The organism is Parachryseolinea silvisoli, from assembly GCF_021190955.1.
GTDB classification, from domain to species: Bacteria; Bacteroidota; Bacteroidia; order Cytophagales; family Cyclobacteriaceae; genus Ohtaekwangia; species Ohtaekwangia silvisoli.
In genome coordinates, this window is record NZ_JAIOAO010000002.1 from 1,556,746 (window position 1) to 1,576,386 (window position 19,641).

At 47.4% G+C, this 19,641-nt stretch carries 12 protein-coding genes; all 12 read left to right on the forward strand.

All coding sequences use genetic code 11. From position 1 onward, the window contains the following. Nucleotides 1-266: 266 nt before the first annotated feature. The 12 genes from K7P01_RS16575 to K7P01_RS16625 all read left to right on the forward strand — a co-directional run bounded on the left by K7P01_RS16575 (nucleotide 267) and on the right by K7P01_RS16625 (nucleotide 19,618). Nucleotides 267-1,451: a hypothetical protein gene (locus K7P01_RS16575; protein ID WP_267294999.1), complete on the forward strand. Its 1,185-nt coding sequence runs from the start codon at nucleotides 267-269 to the stop codon at nucleotides 1,449-1,451. 113 nt (nucleotides 1,452-1,564) lie between these two features. Then, nucleotides 1,565-1,837, forward strand: a complete 273-nt coding sequence (locus K7P01_RS16580) for a hypothetical protein (RefSeq protein WP_267295001.1) — start codon at nucleotides 1,565-1,567, stop codon at nucleotides 1,835-1,837. A 214-nt stretch (nucleotides 1,838-2,051) separates the two neighbouring features. Further along, nucleotides 2,052-2,375, forward strand: a complete 324-nt coding sequence (locus tag K7P01_RS32140) for a DUF6660 family protein (protein ID WP_397311105.1) — start codon at nucleotides 2,052-2,054, stop codon at nucleotides 2,373-2,375. 206 nt (nucleotides 2,376-2,581) lie between these two features. Continuing rightward, nucleotides 2,582-5,722 (forward strand): efflux RND transporter permease subunit, encoded by a 3,141-nt coding sequence (locus K7P01_RS16585; RefSeq protein WP_267295003.1) that lies wholly within the window; start codon nucleotides 2,582-2,584, stop codon nucleotides 5,720-5,722. Nucleotides 5,723-5,738: 16 nt separating this feature from the next. Continuing rightward, nucleotides 5,739-6,968, forward strand: a complete 1,230-nt coding sequence (locus K7P01_RS32145) for a TolC family protein (RefSeq protein ID WP_267295005.1) — start codon at nucleotides 5,739-5,741, stop codon at nucleotides 6,966-6,968. A gap of 24 nt (nucleotides 6,969-6,992) precedes the next feature. After that, nucleotides 6,993-8,195 carry an efflux RND transporter periplasmic adaptor subunit gene (locus K7P01_RS16595; protein WP_267295007.1) on the forward strand — a complete coding sequence of 401 codons (1,203 nt, stop codon included), beginning with the start codon at nucleotides 6,993-6,995 and terminating at the stop codon, nucleotides 8,193-8,195. A 299-nt stretch (nucleotides 8,196-8,494) separates the two neighbouring features. Continuing rightward, nucleotides 8,495-9,316, forward strand: coding sequence for an SDR family NAD(P)-dependent oxidoreductase (locus K7P01_RS16600; RefSeq protein ID WP_267295009.1), 822 nt, complete (start codon nucleotides 8,495-8,497; stop codon nucleotides 9,314-9,316). A gap of 51 nt (nucleotides 9,317-9,367) precedes the next feature. Then, complete coding sequence (locus K7P01_RS16605; protein ID WP_267295011.1) at nucleotides 9,368-10,261, forward strand: helix-turn-helix domain-containing protein; 894 nt, start codon at nucleotides 9,368-9,370, stop codon at nucleotides 10,259-10,261. A gap of 143 nt (nucleotides 10,262-10,404) precedes the next feature. Then, nucleotides 10,405-13,179 (forward strand): hybrid sensor histidine kinase/response regulator transcription factor, encoded by a 2,775-nt coding sequence (locus K7P01_RS16610; protein WP_267295013.1) that lies wholly within the window; start codon nucleotides 10,405-10,407, stop codon nucleotides 13,177-13,179. Nucleotides 13,180-13,401: 222 nt separating this feature from the next. Further along, nucleotides 13,402-14,766, forward strand: a complete 1,365-nt coding sequence (locus tag K7P01_RS16615; protein ID WP_267295015.1) for a sugar porter family MFS transporter — start codon at nucleotides 13,402-13,404, stop codon at nucleotides 14,764-14,766. Nucleotides 14,767-14,774: 8 nt separating this feature from the next. After that, the gene (locus tag K7P01_RS16620; protein WP_267295017.1) at nucleotides 14,775-17,912 is read left to right on the forward strand and encodes a SusC/RagA family TonB-linked outer membrane protein; all 3,138 of its coding nucleotides are present in this window, start codon (nucleotides 14,775-14,777) and stop codon (nucleotides 17,910-17,912) included. A 14-nt stretch (nucleotides 17,913-17,926) separates the two neighbouring features. Further along, complete coding sequence (locus tag K7P01_RS16625; RefSeq protein ID WP_267295019.1) at nucleotides 17,927-19,618, forward strand: RagB/SusD family nutrient uptake outer membrane protein; 1,692 nt, start codon at nucleotides 17,927-17,929, stop codon at nucleotides 19,616-19,618. Nucleotides 19,619-19,641: the final 23 nt, after the last annotated feature.

Genomic DNA, 19,641 nt, shown 5'->3' on the forward strand with positions numbered 1-19,641 from the left:
CCGATGGTATGCAAAATGCAAAATTATAAAACGACGGAGTATAAGATAGGCTCTTCATGAGCCCTCTTGATAATAATTGATTGTAGCGCCTCGGGGCAAAAGTCGGGGCAACTGACTGGAGTTACGTGCCAAAATGGCAAAATCGAGGCAAAAAGGAGGCGTTTTTGCTTTTTAGGGAGTTTCTCGTCTTGGCGCTTGCTTAAGCGCAAACCCCAAAACGGCGAGGGAGGCGCTTCCTTCCGTTTTCTAAAATCCTTTTCCCGTTTTTGAACATTCTCAAGATTGTTTATAATCGTTTAATCAAAGCAACTATGTACCTACTCCCGTTTATAAAACGAAATCAAGATCATGATTTCACGCTGATCTCGGACACTGTAAAAGAATACTTTCCGACCGGCAAGTCCACAAGGCTCACGCCTGAGACCGTTGTCTCATCACCAGGGTATGAGAAGATCGGAAAGATCTGTCAGGAGGAGTTCCTGGACAAAAAAGCTTATCGCGATAAATGGGGGAAATTGACATCTCACCTCAAGAAAGTGTTTAAAACATCTGTGCGCGGATATCCGGATTTGGCAAGTGGCGGATTCTTTGGTGAAGTAATAATCGAAGAAGATAAATCGCCGGACTTCATTAGAGAAAAGAGCCTTCATTTTTATGTCAGTACCATCGGCCCGTTCTTTTCCATTTATGCCGTTGACTCCTCCATAGCGTTGCTGGAAATTGATTTCCATATGGTGGAGTATCGCAAAGGTAACTTTGAAGCAATACATGCTATTACTCTCTCTCCGGTTTTTGAATATCGGGAAGTGTTTCTCAAACTTGAGTCAGAACTTAGAGCATTTTTTTTAGGATATTTATTTGTGCCGTATCAAATTGGCATGTCGACCATCAAAAACATATCGGTGGCCGATGAGTTGCGCGATCCGAGGGCGTTGGATACGGTATATGAAGCCCTTTTTGGATATGGTGCAGTGCGGGATTGTCTGACGAGAGGCGATGGGTACTATGGAATGAACGACTGGATCAAATCGTTAAATAAAAAAGAGAAATCATTAGTGGATGTGGTCTCAAAAAACATAGCAGCGGCGCCCACTGACATTACTATCCATAAGGTGTGGAAACTCCAGGAATCAAAACGACTCGATACATTCGGAATATCCGGGAATCTCATGTTTGGAATGAATCTATTTGATATAATCGATTTGAGCGATAAGTCCACGGTTATTATGACGTCTTCTAAAAGCGGGACTCCCGGAAGCACTAAGTACAAGATCGAGGATAATGTAATTAAAATCGCCTCGAACTATTCACTCCGGATTGTGAGCCTCTCGCAAGATACACTGACGTTGAACTTAATCCTTGACTTCGATAGCGATGACGTGTCGCTCAAGGGTGAGGTGTTGGAGATGCGTTTTTGTCAAATGAAAGACAGTGCCCTGCAAGGTGTGTAAAGCGTCTAAGAACTTCGTCGCGAGCTTCCAACCTTTGCGTCTATCTACTACGATCGCGAGCGGAAATTTAAGAAACAAAGGTAAACGCCAACTATAAAGTATAATCAAGAAACATGAAGCAAGAACTGGTACAAAGCCTCAGGGCATTCCGTGATGCGATTACAAAAAACGGCCACGCAGATGCGTCTAAATTCTTAATCGAGGCCGACGAGGCTGTAACCAATAAGGGTGCGCTTAATGATATTGACAGTGAGTACGAAGAGCAACTTTTCGAGCTTATCACCGATATCGAGGCGATTGAAAACGTCAGCGTACCCAACAAGGAACGATTTGACGCAACCGTCGAATTGATAGAGACAACGTTGTACGAAAACGACGAAGATTAGCGCAGCAATTTGATACACCATCGTGGACGGCCAACAACCAAAGCCGCCCCCGATGGTATCGCCGGCCCCGGCTTTGTTCGAATTCGACGCGCGCTCTTCCCATTCGAGCTCCTCTTCGTAGTGATCGACTTCATAAAGATGGATTTTAACAGTAAAACCGCGATTTAATAGAAATGCAACCCTATTGCATGGTTTTTTCCAGTACTTTTGATTCATGCGATCGATTCGTTTATTACTAGCGCTGTATATCCTTTTCCTGGCGGTCACCCCGTGCAGCGACGAGATGGTGCTGGTACACGAAGGCAAATCGATTTCAGCGTTAGCTATAAATAGCGACCATAATCATTCTGAAGCTGACCAAGACGGATGCACGCCATTTTGTGTTTGCTCGTGCTGCGCAACCAATATTCAGCTCAGTCACGCTACGGATATTGCACTTGTGCCCTTTTTCCACAACACAAAAATCATCACACCATACTTCGACATCCCGGTGTTGCATGGTGTTAAGTCGATCTGGCAGCCACCCAAACTAGCCTAACGCCATTTTCAGGCAGAACGATGTTTTAATCGTTCTTAATTAAATCACTCATACTAAAATTCAGTGTTGCGTTTATGCGCAAAAAAAAGCCTGCATCCGCTTTTCGGAGGCGTATGGATATTTCAGGCTATATCCTGGCGGCGTTCGCGGGCTTAGGACTGGCTGCGCTACTTCGCCATATCATATTAGACCATCTACAATAGCTTATGTTAGATAGGATTATTCAATTTTCGATAAAGAATAAACTGATCATTGGCCTGTTCACGCTGGCGTTGATTGGTTGGGGGGTGTACTCGCTCAGTAGATTGCCGATCGATGCCGTACCCGACATTACCAACAATCAGGTGCAGGTTATTACGATTGCCCCGTCTCAGTCCGCCCTCGACATTGAGCGCCTGGTGACATTTCCCATCGAGCAAACAATGTCCACGATTCCCGATATTCAGGAGGTTCGGAGTTTTTCGCGGTTCGGGTTATCAGTAGTGACTATCGTGTTTCACGACAATGTGGATGTTTACTGGGCACGTCAGCAGGTAAACGAGCGCCTGACCGTAGCGGCGGACCAAATCCCACCGGGCGTGGGCTCACCGGAAATGGCGCCTGTTACCACCGGTCTGGGTGAAATTTATCAATACATCATCCGGGCAGAAAAAGGCTACGAAGATACCTATGATGCGATGGAACTCCGCAGTATCCAGGACTGGATCGTACGCCGACAGTTGTTGGGTACCCCGGGCGTGGCCGACGTGGCCAGCTTTGGCGGTTACCTGAAGCAATATGAAATCACGCTTGACCCCGATAAATTACGGAGCTTCGATTTAAGCATCGGCGATGTTTTCGCCGCCCTCGAGCGGAACAATCAGAACACCGGCGGGGCCTATATCGATAAGAAGCCCAACGCCTGGTATATCCGTAGTGAGGGATTGATCAACTCCCAGGAAGATATTGGCAAGATTGTCATCGAGAGTACTGCAGCCGGTATTCCCGTGCTGATTCGAAATGTCGCCGAAGTGAAGTTTGGTTACGCAAACCGCTATGGCGCGATGACCTATAATACCGAAGGTGAAGTCGTCGGGGCAATTACCATGATGCTCAAAGGTGAAAACTCTAATGCGGTGGTAAGCCGGGTGAAGGAGAAAATGGAGCAGATTCAGAAAACTCTTCCCAAAGGGGTGACCATTGAGGCGTTTCTCGACCGCAGCTCGCTGGTAGCCCGGGCCGTTGGCACCGTGGAGAAGAACCTTTTAGAAGGAGCCCTCATTGTGATCCTGGTGCTTGTGCTGTTCTTAGGCAATCTCCGTGCGGGTCTTATCGTAGCATCCGTCATTCCGTTGGCGATGTTATTTGCTGTTTCACTGATGAATGTATTCGGAGTTTCCGGTAACCTCATGAGTCTCGGGGCGATCGACTTCGGGATCATTGTAGACGGAGCTGTTATTATCGTGGAAGCGACCATGCACCATCTGGGGCTGCGCGGTATTGGTCGGGGTAAACTCACGCAGGCTGAAATGGATATTGAAGTTTATGAGTCCGCATCTAAGATCAGGAATTCAGCGGCCTTTGGCGAAATCATCATCCTGATTGTTTACCTGCCTATCCTGGCATTGGTGGGAACGGAAGGGAAGATGTTCAAACCGATGGCCCAAACAGTCAGCTTTGCCATTTTGGGTGCCTTTATCTTGTCACTGACGTACGTGCCCATGATGTCGGCATTAGTACTGAGTAAGAATCCCCAGCACAAGCGGAATTTCTCCGATCGCATGATGGATTTCTTCCATCGTGTTTATGTGCCGGTCATAGAAGGTGCCATGCGCCGAAAGCTGCTGGTGGTCGCTGCCGCTGTTGCACTATTCGTCGTAAGCCTGGTCATCTTTCTCAACATGGGGGGCGAATTTTTACCTACGCTGGAGGAAGGCGACTTTGCTGTGGAAACCCGCGTACTTACGGGGAGCAGCTTGTCCTATACCGTTGATGCCGCCACCCAGGGGGCGGAAATCTTACTGCGAGAGTTTCCAGATGAAGTGAAAGAGGTGGTCGGCAAGATTGGCTCCTCGGAAATTCCAACCGATCCCATGCCCATCGAGGCCTGTGACTTAATGGTCATTCTAAAGAACCGAGATGAATGGACTAAAGCAGGTACGCGGGATGAACTTGCTGAAAAAATGGGCGAGGCGCTGGAAGCGGTTCCAGGCGTGACATTTGGCTTTCAGCAGCCTATCCAAATGCGTTTTAACGAGCTGATGACCGGTGTCCGCCAGGATGTGGCCGTCAAGATATTCGGTGAAGACCTGGACGTTTTAAGCGGTCTTTCCAGGGAGGTTGCCAAGATTGTCGGCTCGGTAGAAGGTGCCCGCGATCTATATGTAGAAGAGGTCACCGGGTTGCCCCAGATCGTTGTTCAGATCAACCGTGATGAAGTAGCCAAATATGGTCTGGACGTTGAAACGATCAACCAGACATTGAACACGGCCTTTGCCGGTCAAAGTGCCGGTATCGTCTACGAGGGTGAGAAACGTTTTGATCTGACAGTACGCCTGGCCTCACAAAGCCGCCAAAGCATTGAAGATGTTCGAAACTTATTCGTCACCTCGCCGAAAGGTGATCAGATACCGCTTAAACAATTGGCCGATGTCGAGTTCAAGATCGGCCCTAACCAGATTCAGCGTGAAGATGCCAAGCGACGTATTATCGTTGGCTTCAATGTGCGGGGCCGAGATGTGGCAAGTATCGTTATGGAGCTACAACAGAAGATTGCCAGCCAGGTATCGTTTCCGCCGGGGTACTATCCTACCTATGGTGGACAGTTCGAAAATCTGAAAGAAGCGCAAGCGCGGCTGTCGGTCGCCGTACCGGTAGCGCTACTGCTCATCTTACTGCTTTTGTTCTTCACGTTCGGCTCGATGAAATACTCCATGCTCATTTTTATGGCTATACCCATGGCGGCTATCGGCGGGGTGTTCGCTTTACTACTGCGTGGCATGCCCTTCAGCATTTCGGCAGGTATTGGCTTCATTGCTCTTTTCGGTGTAGCCGTGTTAAATGGGATTGTGCTGATCGCAGAATTCAATCGGTTAAAGGCATCCGGGGTGACCGACCTGCATGATATAATCCGTCAGGGTACAGAAACACGTCTCCGGCCCGTGCTCATGACAGCCATGGTGGCGTCGCTCGGGTTTTTGCCCATGGCCCTGGCCACTACCGCGGGTGCCGAGGTACAGAAGCCACTGGCAACAGTGGTTATTGGCGGATTGGTCAGCTCCACTATCCTAACATTGGTTGTGCTGCCATGCCTTTACATCTATTTCGAGAAAATGAACTTAAAAAAGAGTGATGAGAACGCAATCTGATATAACAAATAGAAGCATGAGAAGTATACTTTTTCTTATCGCGCTTTTGGCTGGCTTTGTCGGACATACGCAGACCCAGGTAACATTGGAAGAAGCGCTGGCACAAGCGCTTAAAAATAGCAAGAATATCCAGGCGGCTTCGCTGAATATTGACTATCAGCAACAGGTCAAGCGTTCCTCCACTGATATTGGCAAGACGAGTGTCATGTATATGCGCGGACAATACAATAGCTATGTAAAAAACGACAATAACATTACGATCACGCAGAGCATTCCGTTTCCTACGGTATTTACCTTCCAACATGCTCTTGGAAAGTCGCTTGTTCGGGGCGGGGAACTTCAAAAGGCGGCAACAGAAAATGAATTGGCTTTTCAAGTAAAGCAGGCCTTTTATGAGTTGCAATACCGAAAGGCACGGGAAGTATTGTTGGCCCAACAGGATAGCATCTTTGGAAACCTCGTCAAGGCGGCTGAAGCTCGTTACCGAACAGGGGAGACGCGGCTTTTAGAGAAGACGTCTGTAGAAACTCAGCATAGCGAGGCCGCTAATGCGCTGGCACAGGCTCGGGGTGACGTGGCCATCTATCAGCGGCTCTTGAGTACACTGATGAACAGTCCCACGCTGGTGGACATTGCTTCGCAGGATCCCGATGAGCGGTCTTTGTCGGTGGCGCTGGATACTACATCAGCCAGTCACAATCCGCGTTTAGCGTATTTGCGCCAACAGGTAGTCATTGCCGAGGCAGAGCGCAAAGTCGCCGGTGCTAAATTCCTTCCGGACATCAATCTGGGGTATTTCAACCAGACGCTTATCGGAACAGCAAGAGATGAAACCGGCAGTTTAGCGTCTTCCAGCGACCGGTTCCAGGGGTTCCAGGTAGGTGTTTCCTTGCCCCTGTGGTTCGGTCCCCAGGCGGCCAAAGTACGGGCATCGGCTATAAACCGTGAACGGGCACAGGCCACCTACGAATACGACCAAACCATCATGCAAGGTCAGTGGCAACAGGCCGTCCAGGAATATATAAAAGACAAGAGCAGCGTCGACCACTATAAAGGATCCGCGCTGAAAAACGCGGAACTGCTATTGAAGCAATCCGCGCTGGCCTTTCGCAGCGGCGAAATCGACTATACCGAATTGTGGCTCACCACGCGGAACGCCATTGAAATCCGTGAGAACTACCTCAGCAGCCTGAACAATCTTAATCAGTCTGTTATCACCTTAGAGTTCCTGGCGGGAGTTAATTGATTAAATGCTATAAAAAGAAACATCATGAATCGTATAACCAATATAATTGTTCTCATTTCCCTGTTTTCCGTCACGTTATTTTCCTGTAACACTCCCAAAAAGGAAGAAGTGGAGGAACATCATGAAGATGAAGAAAATGCAGTAGAGCTCACCGAAGCGCAAATCAAAACAGCAGGTGTAGCGTTTGGCAAAGTCGAAATGAAACAGATCAGCGGCACGATAAAAGTAAACGGTGTCCTGGACGTACCGCCGCAGCAGCTGGTAAGCGTATCGGTTCCGTTGGGTGGTTTTCTCAAATCCACGGATCTTTTACAGGGTATGTATGTGAAAAAAGGTCAACTGATCGCGACCATCGAAAACACGGACTATATCCAGCTGCAACAGGACTACCTGGAGGCTACGAACCAGTTGGAATTTTCAAAAGCCGACTATGAGCGTCAGAAAGAGTTAGCCAGAGAAAATGTCAATTCAGCCAAGACGTTGCAGCAGGCTAAGTCAACCTTTCTGACATGGATGGCGAAGAAAAATGGATTTGAGGCAAAACTAAAGCTTCTCCATATCAATTTGGCTGACCTTGAAACGGGGCGAATCACCAGCACCATACAAATCTATGCGCCGATCAGCGGCTACGTCACGGAGGTGAATGTGAACATTGGGAGGTTTGTCAATCCAACCGATGTGCTGTTTGAAATCGTGGACACGGAACATTTACACGCTGAGCTGACTGTCTTTGAAAAAGACGTTCCAAAGATCAAGATCGGACAGAAAATTCGTTTTACGCTCGCCAACGAAACGGAAGAGCGTATGGCGAAGGTATATCTCATCGGGCGCGAGATCACTTCCGACAGAACCGTGCGCATCCACTGTCATATCGACAAAGAGGACACAGACCTTCTGCCAGGAATGTACCTGAAGGCGGTAGTAGAAACGAGTGGGGCTTCTGTTCCTGCTTTACCGGATGAAGCCATCGTGGATTACCAAGGTAAGAAGTATGTTTTTGTTTTGGGCAAGGATGACCATAAAGAGGCTACACAGGAAGGGGAGGAGCATCAAAAAGAAGGGACACATTTTCAAATCGTTGAGGTCCAGGTTGGTGTTAGCGAGCTGGGCTATACGGAAGTCAATCTGCCAGAGGGTATCGACACGACCGCAGTCGTAACGGAGGGTGCATACGCCGTCCTGTCGAAACTTAAAAACAGTGAAGAGGAGGGCGGGCACGCGCACTAAGAAAACGGCCTGTATGGTTGCCATTAAGGTTGTTATCCACAAAAAGGAGCATTCACCATTGTAGATCACAGTAAGCACGAGGAGGATAGCGTCACAAGCCATGACAAATAACTTTGCTCGATTAGTTTAAGTCATTGTTTTCGTAAATAAATTGGGGGATGAACGTGGTACAACAGCTCTGATTACCACTAGCTGTTATCGATTTCGTACATTCCGTAAAAGTGTGCTCTTATTTCCCACTTATGTATCCTAGTGTCCGCCACGATGCTGCGGATATTTGCATCATAAAACAATTAGCAATGGCAAAAACAATTTTTATTACAGGCGCATCCCGTGGGTTGGGGCGTATCTGGGCGGAGGCATTCTTACATCGTGGTGATCAGGTAATCATAGCTGTAAGAAACACACTTTCATTAAAAGAACTGGCTGAACGATATCCTTCAACTCTTTTGGTTCTACGTCTCGACGTAACGGACAAAAAAGCATGTTTTGAAGCAATTGAAAAAGCAAAGCAGCATTTTGGGAAAATAGATGTATTGATAAACAATGCAGGATACGGACATGTCGGTGCCATCGAAGAACTAAATGAAGAGGAGATACGGGCGCAAATGGAAACAAACGTATTCGGATTGCTATGGGTAACACAGGCGATTATACCGATTATGCGTGAACAAAAGTTGGGGCATATCATCCAGGTTTCGAGTGCGCTGGGATTGGTTGCATTCCCTACCTTAGGTATCTACAGTGCTTCCAAATTTGCCGTGGAGGCGATCAGCGAAAGCCTGGCAACTGAAGTAGCCGGCTTTGGAATAAAAGTTACCCTGGTAGAGCCGAACGGATATCTTACCGAATTCAGCACATCGTCCGGATCGCAAAGCAAATCTTTAGCGTTATATGATGGGGTGAGAGCCGTACTGAACGAGTCAAATAAACCTGAGGACTGGGGGGTACCTGAAGCGACAGCAGAGGCAATGCTGAAGCTAATTGATGCAGATAACCCGCCGTTAAGATTAATACTGGGAAGGGCCGGCTTTCAGTGGGTAAAATATACTTACGCCGAACGTATGAAAACCTGGGAATCCTGGCAAGATGTTTCTGTAGCCGCTCATGGCAAACCATAAATATTAACAATGGACTCCAGCATGCTGGAGTCCTACTATAATCAATCGAGTATGAATCATTTTAAAACAATTAGTGCTTTTAATCATGCTTCTGGAGTAAAGCCACCGGAGCATCCGATGTTTAGTATACTATACGGTGACAAAAATGATCATTGGGATGGGAGTGTTGAGTTTACGGCCGATTTCTATATCATCGGGTTTAAACAATTGAAGTCGGGAAGTGTGCTGTATGGTAAAACGAAGTATGATCATGATCTCGGAAAAATGTCGTTCATCAAGCCTCGTCAACTTGTAACGTTTAAGGATATCCGCCTTGAGGAAGCCTGTTGCCTGATACTGATTCATGAAGACTTTTTATCCGGGACGGCGTTATACCACGAAATAAAGAAATATCATTACTTTGAATATGATGTGAATGAAGCCCTACATCTTTCTCCAAGCGAGGAAAAGACGATATGGGAGCTCATGCAAACAATGGATAAAGAGCATCGCAATAACACGGATGATTATAGCAAACCCATTATAATCAGTCATTTAGATACTTTGCTGAAGTATGCACAGCGGTTTTATAAAAGACAATTTATCAATCGTGCCGAAATGTCGGGTGCAGTAGCAACGAAATTTAATGATTTGCTTGCCGCACATTTCGATAAAGAAAATCACAGAGTCACCGGGCTTCCCACGGTGGGATCATTAGCAGCGAAATTAAATCTTTCACCTCGATACCTAAGTGATCTACTGAAGCAGGAAACAGGCAAGACGGCTTTAGACCTTATCCATCTCTATTTAATCGCTGAGGCAAAAAACTTATTGATAGAGGGGCGGTTAAATATTAGTGAAATTTCTTTTTCATTAGGCTTCGAAAACCCCAATTACTTTTCGCGCTTATTCAGACGAACGGTCGGTATTACTCCACATGCTTTCAGAGATCAAGGTTTAAATTAAGAATAACAGTTATCGGTGCTACCGGTAGATTTATAGTTTTCGGTAGATCCGTCAATTCTCACATTTGAATGGGGGTATTGCCTGTGAATAGCTTCTTTGCACAATTTGGTTAATTTCACAGTGTTTTAATCCTGCGTTTGGTAATGGTCTTCTTTAATCGGACAGTCTTCCAATATTTGCTTCTATTTCTGGTTTGTGTCGTCGTTCTGGCTGCCTGCAATCGGCCTGAAAGACAGGCCAAGTTCAAAATTGGCTTTTCCCAATGCACGGGGGGAGATGCCTGGCGAAAGCAGATGTTGATAGCCATGAAAGGCGAACTCGCTTTTTACCCCGAGTTCGAACTGGAGTATTTGGACGGGGAGAATAGTAACGAAAAGCAAATTCGGGATATAGCGTCATTCATCAAATCCGGCGTTGATCTTCTCATTGTCTCTCCCAATGAGGCAGCACCGATTACTCCCATTGTCGAGACAGCTTTTCGCCAGGGTATTCCTGTTATTATCGTAGACCGGCGGACGAGCTCGAGTTTTTATACCGCCTACATTGGCGCAGACAACTATTCCATTGGAAAGCTAGCGGGTACGTATGTATCGGAATTGCTGAAAGGAAATGGATCTATCCTTGAAATCTGGGGCCGTCGTGGATCTTCGCCTGCGATCGACCGACATCGCGGGTTTATGGAGACTATCGCCGGCTATCCCCACATAAAAATAGTTGCGCAGCTGGATGGTCAATGGGAGCTGGACTCAGCCAAGGCGCAAATGCGCAAACATATTCTTGACTTGCCGGCATTCGATCTGGTTTTTGCTCATAATGATGTGATGGCTTACGGAGCAAGTTCGGTGTGTCATGAATTGCTGACAAAAAGTGTTCCCTTGAAGTTCATTGGTATTGACGGACTTCCGGGGCCCGGAGGAGGAATTCAGTTTGTAGACGACAAGATTTTAGACGCTACGTTTTTGTATCCCACGGGAGGAGAAGAAGCCATTCGAATCGCAGGACAGATTCTGAACCATCAACCTTACGAAAAGGAAAATATTCTGCACAGTACTGTAATCGATTCCCGTAATGTAAGGGTCATGAAATTGCAGACGGACAAGTTGCTCAACCAACAACGGGACATTGTTCGCCAGCAGGAAAAGATCAATGAGCAGATTCAAACCTATTACAATCAGCGAATTCTCATTTACATTCTATTGGCCAGCCTTATTGTTACGATTATCGCAGGCGCCATTGCTGCGTTATCGTGGCGGGAAAAGAATGAGGTCAATAAAAATCTGGAGATAAAAAATCAGGAGATTTTGAGTCAACGTAACACGATAGCCGAAATGGCGGAAAAAGCCGAAGTGGCAACACAGGAGAAACTGAAATTCTTTACCAATATATCGCATGAATTTAAAACACCGTTGACGCTCATCCTGGGGCCCGTTGAAGAACTCCTGTCGAAGGGCGGAGAAATCCGGTCGCATGCAAAGGAAAATCTTCAACTGATCCGGAAGAACGCCATCCGCTTGCTTCGCCTGGTAAATCAGTTGATGGACTTCAGGAAGATCGAGGACCGTAAGATGATGCTGAAGGCCTCGGAGGGTGATCTGATAGCCTTTGTAATGGAGGTGATGAATGCCTTTGAAAGTGTAGCGCTCCGCCGCAAAATTGATTTTCGCCTTCAAACCGAATTTAAGCAGCAATACGTTTGGTTCGATCCTGACATGTTGGATAAAGTCATTTTTAACTTGCTCTCGAACGCATTCAAATTCACCAACGATCACGGGAAAATTCAGGTATCCATTTCCCTGGATGAGATGCAAAAGCATGTGGTCATCCAGGTGGAAGACAATGGCTTGGGAATGTCTAAGGAGCACGTCGAACATGCTTTCGACCGTTTCTATAGCGGTGTGAGCATAGGAGGAACAGGGCTTGGATTGTCGCTTTCTAAAGAATTCGTCGAGCTTCATCACGGCGATTTGCTGCTGACAAGCGAGAAAGGGAAAGGAACACGGTTTAGCATTGTATTGCCCTTGGGTAAAGCTCATTTTGAGGAGCAGGAGCTGGTCTCTGGTAAAGTCAGTTGGATTCGAAATACCGGCTACGACGTTTTGAATGAGACCCCAGTCATGAATGGAGGCAGCGATGCGGAGCCCCTGGTGGAAAATCAAAAAGATCATACCATCCTGCTGATAGAAGATAATACAGAGCTGCGGCAGTTTTTACGTGAGCGTCTAAAAAATACCTACACGATTGTGCAGGCGCAGGAGGGGCTGACGGGAATGAATCTGGCATTCGAGGTTGTTCCGGATATTATCATCTGCGACATCATGTTGCCTGGAAAAGATGGCCTGGAAGTGGCCCGGATGCTCAAAAACGACTTGCGCACCTCACACATCCCGGTCATCATACTGACAGCCAAAGGCTCTATAGAGCAAAAGATCGCGGGCGTTCAGACGGGCGCCGACGAGTACATCACCAAGCCCTTTGTTTTTGAATATCTGCACGAACGAATAAAGGCCCTCATTCACAACCGTGAGGTCCTCCGACAACATTATAGCCATGACCTTCATGTTGATCTGGGGCAAACGGCGCCCGGTAGTATTGATAAGAAATTTGTCAATGATTTCATGGCGTTGATCGAAAAGAACATTTCCAACGCGGAATTTAATGTCAACGACATTGGTAGGGAACTGGGCATGTCGCGGATTCAGCTCTACCGGAAAGTAAAGGCTCTGTTGGGATACAGTGTCAACGACTACATTATTAATGTGCGCCTTAAAAAAGCGAAGCACCTGTTGCTCAACTCCAGCTTAACGATTTCGGAAGTTGCAAATGAGGTAGGTTTTTCTTCCCCCACCTACTTTTCCACCTCCTTCAAAGCGAAGTTTAATCAGTCGCCGAAGGAGTTTAAAAGCTCCCAACATTCTTAATCGGACCCAATTTTTAAGGTTTGATACAATTTTTAACGTTTTACAGCCCGTATAGGGCTTGAACTTCTTCGCAAACGGTTGCAAAAAGGTCTTTTCGGAAACGATTTCGATGATTAACCTTTGAGTCCTGCAATTTGATCCATTTTTGAAATTCGTTGATACGGTAAAAAACGCAATGTCCTTCGTTGCGGAATAGTTTTGACCCAACAAACATTCCGCTTCATGAACAAAAAACGTGTATTTACCTGGTCCGTAATCATCGCTTTGGGGGGATTCCTATTTGGGTTGGACACCGCCGTTATATCCGGGGCCGAGCAGAAAATTCAACAATTGTGGGACCTGGACGTCTTTGAACACGGCCTTACCGTATCGATCGCCCTCATCGGAACAGTAGTCGGCGCGATGCTGGGGGGTATTCCTTCCGATAAACTAGGTAGGAAAAAGACGCTCTTTTGGATCGCCGTCATCTTCCTGGTTTCCTCGGTCGGTTCGGCCCTGGCAATAGACTGGTTCACATTCCTAGGTTTCCGGTTCCTGGGAGGGTTGGGTGTAGGGTGCTCGTCAGTAACGGCACCCATGTACATTAGCGAGCTGGCGCCCGCCTCACACCGCGGGCGGCTGGTAGCCATGTTTCAGTTTAATGTGGTAGCAGGCATCCTGCTCGCATTTCTTTCTAATTATCTATTACAGGATCTTGGAGACAATGCCTGGCGTTGGATGCTTGGCGTTCAAGCCTTTCCTTCCTTGATTTTTTTGGTACTGGTGCTCTTCATTCCGGAAAGTCCCCGATGGCTTGTGGTTAAAAAGAATGCGCCGGCAGAAGCCCGCGCGGTACTTGTCCTGATCGATCCTGATACGGCTGATCAGGAATTACGATCCATTTCACAGTCACACAGCAAGGCAACGAGCGGTACCCATCAAGAAAAACTATTCTCAAAAAAGTACGCTATACCAGTCATGCTGGCTGTGACCTTCGCGGTGTTTAACCAGGTGTCCGGTATAAATGCAATCATTTACTATGCACCACGCATATTCGAAATGACTGGTCTCGGCGCCGACTCTGCGCTGCTCTCCACTGCCGGTCTTGGCGTCATTAATTTCATATTCACCCTTCTGGCTGTGAATTTTATTGACCGCTACGGGCGAAGGACTCTGATGCTGATTGGGTCTTTTGGCGTTATCATCACACTGGCGCTGGTGGCAAATGCATTTTATACCAGCACCTTCAACGGTTATCTGGTGCCGGTATATTTATGCATATACATTGCCTTCTTCGCCTTCTCACAGGGTGCTGTTATTTGGGTTTTCATCTCCGAAATTTTTCCAAACGAAGTACGGGCGAAAGGACAAGCGCTTGGAAGCTTTACACATTGGCTTATGGCGACTCTTATTGCATTCACGTTTCCATACATCACTGAAAAGCTAGGCGGTGGAAATTCATTTTTGATTTTTACCGTCATGATGGTGTTTCAATTGATTTTCGTTTGGAAGGTCATGCCGGAAACAAAAGGAAAATCCCTGGAGGAAGTTGAGAGCATGCCAGTGGAAGACAAGGCCGAACTCATTAAACACGCTAACTACAAATAACCAACCCTATGAACCTTAAACTTTTACTGTTTCTACTCTTTTTCGGCTTACTGTCGGGAAAGACCCTGGCTCAGGAATTCACCTTGAGTGGAACGATAACGGATCAGAGTTCCAGTGACCCTTTGCCGGGTGTTAATGTGATTGTGAAGGGCACGAGCAAAGGCACGACCACCGATATGAATGGCGCCTATTCCGTTCAGGTAAGTTCTTCTGACGTACTCGTGTTTTCTTTTATCGGCTATGCACCGATCGAAATGGCAGTTGGCAATCAAACGGCGATTAGCGTCGCCCTGGTTCCTGATATCACCCAACTCAATGAGATAGTGGTCGTGGGCTATACCACGCAGAAGAAAGGAGAAATTACGGGCGCCGTTGCTGTCGTAGACGTGGACAGAGTTGCCAAGGCACCTTACTCCAACGTTTTGCAGTCCATGGTAGGCAGTGTCAGTGGCGTGTCCATCGCCCAGGACGGCCAGCCTGGTAAAGGCCGGACCGATATTAAAATAAGAGGTATCACCACACTGAATAACAATCAACCGCTTTATGTCGTGGATGGAGTTCCGACCATTGAGGATTTAAGCAACCTGAACCCCAACGATATTGAGTCTATACAGGTACTCAAAGACGCATCGGCAGCATCGATCTATGGATCACGCTCCGCCGGTGGTGTAGTGGTTGTAACAACCAAGAAAGGAAAAAAAGGAAAGCTTACTATCGATGCAGGCGCACAGGTTGGTGTCCAAACGTTGGCCTACAAAATTAACTTGCTTGACGCCACACAATGGGGCCAATTGTATTGGAGAGCGTCGAGAAACTCAAACATTGCCCCAAGCAACCCGCTGTATGGTAACGGCCTGGAGCCGGTGATATCAACAGAGCCTTTCCTGATTTCTAACGGCCGACAGACCTATCAGTTTTCAAAAACCGGTACGGATTGGTATAAAGAAGTTTACCACCCGGCGGCCACCCGGCAGTACTATGCCAATGTTTCTAACGGAACAGAAAAAGGAAATGTGTTTTTAGGGTTCTCTTATTACAATCAGGATGGCCTTATCAAAAAAACCTTCTACGATCGCTACACGGCGCGGTTAAACTCCGACTATAATCTGACCCCATGGCTGCGCGCTGGCGAAAATCTCTCTGTGGCTTACTCAGACCAGGTACAGATCGCTTCCCAGCAAGGTCAGGATGGCATTCCCCTGGACGTGATCCGTCAACATCCTTTGCTTCCTGTTTATGATGTAAATGGAAAATATGCCGGTAAGATCGCTGGACTCCCAGATGTGCGGAATATGGTAAGTGTTCTGGATAAGAATAAGGATAATACTACCAATACCTGGCGAATTTTTGGAAATGCTTTCCTGGAGGCAGATCTGTTTGGAGCCATCCCCGATTTTAACAAGGATCATTCCTTAAAACTTAAATCAAGCTTTGGCCTGGACTATAGTAACTTCTACGATCGCCGCTTCTCGGCCAAGTATCAGGAAGGTGACTATGACATTCAACAAAACAATCTCGCCAATAATTATGGTGCTGGCATCACAACAACCTGGACAAACACGGTAGAATATAACTTCAATCGGGATCCGCATAGCCTGAAAGTGCTCGGTGGCATGGAAGCTGTTCAATACACTTTCCATTCTTTGTCAGGGACCAGAACGGGGTTCGAGGTTGAAGATCCTTCCTTCACCTATCTAAAAGCGGGTTCGGGTGTACAAACCAACACCGGCGATGGCACCGAGTGGGGATTACTATCTTACTTTGGCAGGGCCGATTATGCGTACAAGGGCAAGTACCTTGTTTCCGGAACACTCCGGTATGATCAAACATCCCGCCTCAACACTTCGGGTGTGTTTCCCGCCGGATCCGTGGGATGGGTGCTGACGGAAGAAGACTTCTTGCAGGGACTAACGTCGGGGGGTGACGGTAATATTTTGAGCTCGGCTAAAATCAGGGCGGGTTATGGCAAGCAGGGGAATCAACAAATCGGTGACTTCGCTACACGCTCTATTTTTGGTGCAGATCAGGACCATACCAACTATGACCTGGATGGTACAAATACGTCCGCGCTCCAGGGCTACCGTGTTTACCAACGCGGAAACCCTGATTTGAAATGGGAAAGTACAACCCAATACAATATCGGAACCGATCTCGGCCTTTTGCACAATCGCCTTCAAGTCGTCTTCGATTATTACGTGAAAACAACGGACGATATTTTGATGCGGGCGCCACAGATCACTGCCCTGGGCGAAGGAGATGCCCCGTACATAAACGCGGCATCCATGCGCAACAAGGGTATTGATCTTAGCATTGCCTATCATCACGACCGCTCGCCGGACAAAATCTCCTTTGGCGCACAGCTTCAATTCAGCAAGTTCAGCAATGAAGTGCTTGACCTTGGGCCAGGGATTGGAAATGTAGGCTACGAAAACGAGCGCTATCTCAACGGCGGCGACGGCCCCACGCGGATAACCGTTGGCAAGCCTATGGGGGTATTCTATGGTTACGTAGTGGAAGGTATTTTTCAGAATCAATCGGATTTGGATGCACACGCCACACAAAACGGAAAGGACATCGGGCGCCTGAAGTATAAGGATGTGAATACCGACGGTGAGATCAATGACAAAGACCGCACCTACCTGGGTAGCCCGTATCCTGATTTTAATATGGGTCTTAATCTTACCGCCGGCTATAAAGGTATTTCGTTGAGCATGTTCTTCTATTCCGCCGTGGGCCAGAAGGTTTACAACGAAATGAAGTGGTATACGGATTTTGCCCAATCCGGAAATTTCAACCACGGCACCCGAATTCTAAATGCCTGGACACCGGATAATACAAGCTCAAGTATTCCCGCTCCCGTGCTCACCAACGACAATAACGAGAACCGTGCTTCATCCTACTATGTGGAGAACGCATCTTATTTGAAGTTACGCAACGTGCGTCTTGCTTATGATCTGCCTTCCAAATTGGTTGCGGGATTTCGGATAAACGTTTACGGTGAAGTTCAAAACGTCTTCCGGATCACAAACTATAAAGGCCTTGATCCCGAAGTAACCTATGCAGCGAACAGCAACTTTGTGGGTATAGACCGGGGCGTGTATCCGCTTCCCAGAATGTTTATGCTTGGCTTGACCATTCGTAACTAATCAACACTACGGCTATGAAAAATCTGAATATAAAGATAAAAACTATTACCCGGGCGATGATCCTTTCGGGTCTGTTTGCAACGGTGTCTTGTCAGGATGTGCTGGAGACCAGCCCAAAGGGTATACTTTCTGAAGACCAGCTCACCACTGGCGCCTCCGTGGAGACACTTATTGTGGCAGCCTATCAGGGACTGGGTGCCCACTTTTTTGGCAATGGCGAAGCCTTCCTTGGGCCCACCAGCAATTGGGTCAATGAAGTAAGAAGCGACAACGCCTATAAAGGGGGTGGCGGAACGCAGGATCTGTCGGAGGCATATCAGTTGGAAACCAATACGCTCGATCCAACGAACGGTATTGCTTTCAACAAGTGGAGAAATCTGATGTTTGGAATTTCAAGAACCAACTTCGCCATACGGCAGCTTGGCAAAGTACAGGATGCAGACTACCCTGTTACCACTCGCCTGGCTGAAATGAGGATGCTCCGGGGACACTTTCATTTTGATCTGAAGCGGAACTACGACGAAATTCCCTACCTGGATGAAAATGCCGACGTAACGAAGGTCAGTAACAAGCAATTCACATCGGATGAACTGTGGCAAAAGATCGAAGCCGATTTTCAATTTGCCTACGAAAATCTTCCTGAAACACAGTCGCAGATCGGGCGCGTGAATAAATACAATGCTGCGGCGTACCTCGCTAAAATTGCGCTCGAAACCAAGCAGTGGGCCAAGGCCATACAATATGCGGATGTAGTGATCAACGCTGGAAAGTACCGCTTACTGGATAACTTTGAGGACAACTCAAAAGTGGCTTTTGAAAACGGGCCGGAAGCTGTATTCACGGTTCAATTTTCAACGGAAAACAACTACGCCAGCCACAACTGGGGGGATCTCCTAAACGTTACGCGCAGCCCGGGCATTGCCAGTGGTGGATATGCCAATGGGGATGATTTTTACCTGGGTAGCCAAAATCTGGTCAATGCCTTTCGGACGGATGTAAACGGCCTTCCATTGTTCGATTCATTTGATAATGTTGATGTTTTAGATGGAGACTATAGCGGTAGCCTTGATCCGCGCGTAGACCATACGGTGGGCCGGCTGGGGATTCCCTGGAAAGGAACAGCAATTTATACAGAAGCGTGGGTGCGCGACCCTGCCTATATGCCGGGCTTTTCAGGTAAGAAAAATATTGAAGCTCCCAATGCTCCTGGTATGAACCAGACGTTTCCCTGGGCGGCTACAGGGCTTAACTATGTGCTGATCCGTTACTCGGAAGTACTGCTTTGGAAGGCGGAGGCGCTCATCGAATCAAACCAGGATCTTGATGAGGCTAGAAGTTTGATTAATCAAGTACGCGACCGTGCGCGTACCGGATCGTACGTCAAAACATTGGATGGATCTTCGGATGCAGCAAACTACCTGGTTGGTATATATCCTTCTTCCGGTTGGAGCCAGGACTATGCCAGAAAAGCCTTGCGCTTTGAGCGGAGGCTGGAACTTGCCATGGAAGGTCATCGCATATATGACCTTAATCGCTGGGGCATAGCCGCACAAACCATGAACGCATATTATCAGTCGGAAGGAACCACGGCGACATACCTGGCGGGGAAAGTTTTTGTGGCGGGCAAGCATGAATATTTGCCGATTCCTCAATCTGAAATTGACCTGGCGCCCACGGTTTATTTTCAACGCGACGCGTATAAGTAAATCCCCTAACCTGATTGATTTCA